General features: G+C 56.8%; 5 protein-coding genes. 1 reads left to right on the top strand and 4 read right to left on the bottom strand.

Annotated elements, in window-relative coordinates; genetic code table 11:
* On the bottom strand, positions 1-674 hold a 674-nt coding region (locus tag SM191_RS19345; protein ID WP_341507628.1), incomplete at its 3' end, for a hypothetical protein.
* A gap of 24 nt (positions 675-698) precedes the next feature.
* On the opposite strand from SM191_RS19345, the gene SM191_RS19340 reads away from it, so the two are divergent.
* Positions 699-845, top strand: a complete 147-nt coding sequence (locus tag SM191_RS19340) for a hypothetical protein (RefSeq protein ID WP_341507627.1) — start codon at positions 699-701, stop codon at positions 843-845.
* A 207-nt stretch (positions 846-1,052) separates the two neighbouring features.
* Here SM191_RS19340 and SM191_RS19335 read toward each other — a convergent pair whose 3' ends face one another.
* The 3 genes from SM191_RS19335 to SM191_RS19325 all read right to left on the bottom strand — a co-directional run.
* Positions 1,053-1,301, bottom strand: coding sequence for a hypothetical protein (locus tag SM191_RS19335; RefSeq protein WP_307002959.1), 249 nt, complete (start codon positions 1,299-1,301; stop codon positions 1,053-1,055).
* A gap of 174 nt (positions 1,302-1,475) precedes the next feature.
* Positions 1,476-1,898 carry a DUF6911 family protein gene (locus SM191_RS19330; protein ID WP_341507626.1) on the bottom strand — a complete coding sequence of 141 codons (423 nt, stop codon included), beginning with the start codon at positions 1,896-1,898 and terminating at the stop codon, positions 1,476-1,478.
* A partial coding sequence (locus tag SM191_RS19325) for a cytidine deaminase-like fold-containing protein (RefSeq protein ID WP_341507625.1) occupies positions 1,856-3,068 on the bottom strand: 1,213 nt, incomplete at its 5' end. The genes SM191_RS19325 and SM191_RS19330, both read right to left, overlap by 43 nt.

Here is a 3,068-nt window from a genome sequence, read left to right as displayed (position 1 = left end):
CCGTAGCGACCGAGCGGCGTCACGGTCGCGTTATTCTGCGTCTCGATCCGCGCGGCCACGGTCGCGCTCGCGGCATCCAGCCCCGCGCCCGACGCCACCGCCGCCACCAGCGTCGACACCAGCGCATCGCGCGCCTGGCCTGCCGACTGGCTCAACGGCTGGCCGTCCTTGTCCGTCGACGGCGTCGGGCCGCTCTTCAGCAACTGGTTCAGCACCACCGCCGAGGCCGCCCCCATCGCCCCCGCCGAGCAGTTCCCCGTGCCGCCCGCCGCCTGGCCCGCGCAGCCCACCACCGCCTGTAGCGCCGCACGCGCCGCGCTGTTCTCCGCCGCGCTGCCGCCCAGTTCGTCCGCCAGCGCCTTCACCTGCTGCGTCGCCAGACCCTGCAGCACGTTCACCGCCGAGGCCTGCACCAGACCGCCCAGCGAGCCCGTCGCATCGCCGCCCGCAGCGCCCGATACCGCCGTCGCCACCAGACGCGCCGTGCTCCCCGGGCCATAGGCCTCGTGAAGCTTCTCCGCCTGTCTGGTATAGTCGTCCGCAGCCTGCGCATCACCGCGCTGCCTGGCCTCTTCAGCCTGCGCCTTCAGCCGGTCCTCCTCGCGCGCCCTGGACGCGAAGAACGCGCTCGTCTCCGTCACCAGAACCTGCGCCGCCTGGAAACCCTGCGCCACCTCCGCCCGTCATTGGCCGCCCCCGTGTCGCGCGAGATCGTCGCCGCCACCGACCGGCTCGCCGCGTCGCCCGTGACCTCGATCGTCCCCGCCCCGATCGCCGAGCGCACGGACAGTTACACGCCGGTCGCGGCAACTAAGTACGCGCCGATCATCGCATCGGTCATTTAAACAGTAGGCATATGACGGGCGCTGGTTACATTAGCGCTACCCAAGAAACTCAGGCTACTTGCTGGATATAGTCGTAAACCTGCTGATATCGGCGACGTGTGCCGGGACTCCCAAGCCACCTCTCCATCATTGTCTGCGCATAATCTTTGCGTTGACTCACTAGTGCAGCGGCAACAACCCGCATCCCCTGAGCTAATAATACTTTAGCTATGATATCTTATCTTTTGACCAGCCAGGCATAGGCACAAGCTTAAATGCCATAAGCTTATCTACCAAACGGTCAATATCAATGTTGCCATTGCTATTAACAAATTCGTGCGAATAGAAGATATAGTCTGACCATTTTGGATCCGGACTTAATCTGCATATTTCATTTGACAAGCACATGTCTTCTTCATCTTTAGGAACATCAGTAAATCTGCGCAGTAAAATCTTTAGATAATCTGCGTCATTCATTTCTATTTGCCTCTAATATGGTTATATGGAGTTTTTATAATTATGTTGTTCATGTCATAAATATTCCACCTTTTCCAATTGGTTCCATATGATCAAGCTCGTATACCTTTCGTTGACCTGCCCATTCGGCTTCAGGAGCAAGTGGTGCCAACGCTAAAATTTGTTTACATTCGATCATGAAAGTTGGCTTGGCAATTTTCCTGCCAAGAATTCTACATATATACTGCGAACCACTAACTTATCTTTCGTAGTTGCTCTTTCTGGATATTTTTCTCCTAACAAATCTATCAATTTGTCCGGAAGTGTCTCATCGTGCAGAGTGATAATCACATAATCTTCATCTGCTTCATAACCACATATCGGCATGAATGTTTTCTGATAGCAAGTAATAGTAAGAGATACTTCGCCATTTTCTCCGATATATTTTTTAATTGATACTATTCCTGAATTCATACATTTTTTAAAAGCTTCATCAACCTGGCTAATTTCTGGATTCTTTATAAATTCCAATTGCACCCTATTTCCATTTTCGAAATAATACCCCCCTAGTGTAGTCACTTTTTTTCCTCCTGAATGGATTTCATACCTGGATTCCATATATATTTTTTAGGAAGAAGGGTGTCATTATCAATAGCGTTGATTGTCAGTGATTTCAGGCCAGCCTTATCCGCTGCCGCAGCAATGTCACCCCGGCAAAATCCACAAACATCTTTACCTGAGACAGTCATATTCATCGATTGACCTTGCGTTTTCCCTGCATCAAACGCTTGTTGTATAGCGCCAATTTCGGCGTGGGCATCAGCCATATTTCCATTCGGTAATTTATAACCATTCTTAGCGATCTTGTCGGCGACGCGATCCGCGATGATAGTAGGCCGCGAAGCATCGGCTTCCACAATATTTCTAGCATTCTGATTTACGTCTTTAAATACACTACCACCAACTTCGGCAGTAGCCGTGACTTCGGGTATCACGGTGCCGCCAACAGTACTTGCGGTATTGTTAAGGCTCGACACCTTCGGCCCGGCGCGCGCCGTGGCCTGACCCAGGGCGGACTCCGCCGCCATCGTGCCCAGGCCGACGGCGAGGTTGATCTGGCCGTAGATGGCCTCGGACGTTTCCAGCGATGCGCCCGAGACGGTTGATATGACACGTCCGCCTAGAGTTGGGGACGGCGTGCCGTCTCGGAGAGACAGGAAGCCCGTGTGCGCGTTGTCCAGTCCCAGCCCGAGATTGACACCACCCAGCGTCGCGACGACGCACCCCGCGCCGGCGGTCGCCACGCAGGTTGAGGCACCGCCATAAGCCATGATCGTGCCGCTGACCGCCTGCCCCGCACCGCCCAGAGCCTGCATTCCGCCCACCAGCCGCACGCCCAGCGGGGTCTGGTTGAACGCGTTGACCGCCTGGACCCCGCACAGCAACGGCGTCTCGCCGCTGCACAACCACGCATCGATCCGCGCCTGGCCTTCCAGCCGGTCACTGCCCTGCGAATAGGCGGTCAGCGCGGCTTGCTGGGCTGGCGTCGTCGGACAAAACGGACCGGCCCGTACGCACTTCGTGACCGCCTCATATGCCTCCAAGCCACCTAGCGCTTTCACCGCGGCGCGGAAGGCGGGATCATGCTCGTAGACATCCGCGACCGGCAGGCCCGGCTTATTGTCCGGTCCGTAGCGACCGAGCGGCGTCACGGTCGCGTTATTCTGCGTCTCGATCCGCGCGGCCACGGTCGCGCTCGCGGCATCCAGCCCCGCGCCCGACGCCACC

The organism is Sphingomonas sp. 2378, from assembly GCF_038084995.1.
Taxonomy (GTDB): domain Bacteria; phylum Pseudomonadota; class Alphaproteobacteria; order Sphingomonadales; family Sphingomonadaceae; genus Sphingomonas.
The sequence above is the reverse complement of the archived record's forward strand: the minus strand, read 5'-3'. Positions and strand labels throughout refer to the sequence as shown.

Excerpts from the sequence above, each read along its gene's own strand:
- SM191_RS19335 (WP_307002959.1), bottom strand. The coding sequence starts at position 1,301 with ATGAATGACGCAGATTATCTAAAGATTTTACTGCGCAGATTTACTGAT.
- SM191_RS19330 (WP_341507626.1), bottom strand. The coding sequence starts at position 1,898 with ATGGAATCCAGGTATGAAATCCATTCAGGAGGAAAAAAAGTGACTACA.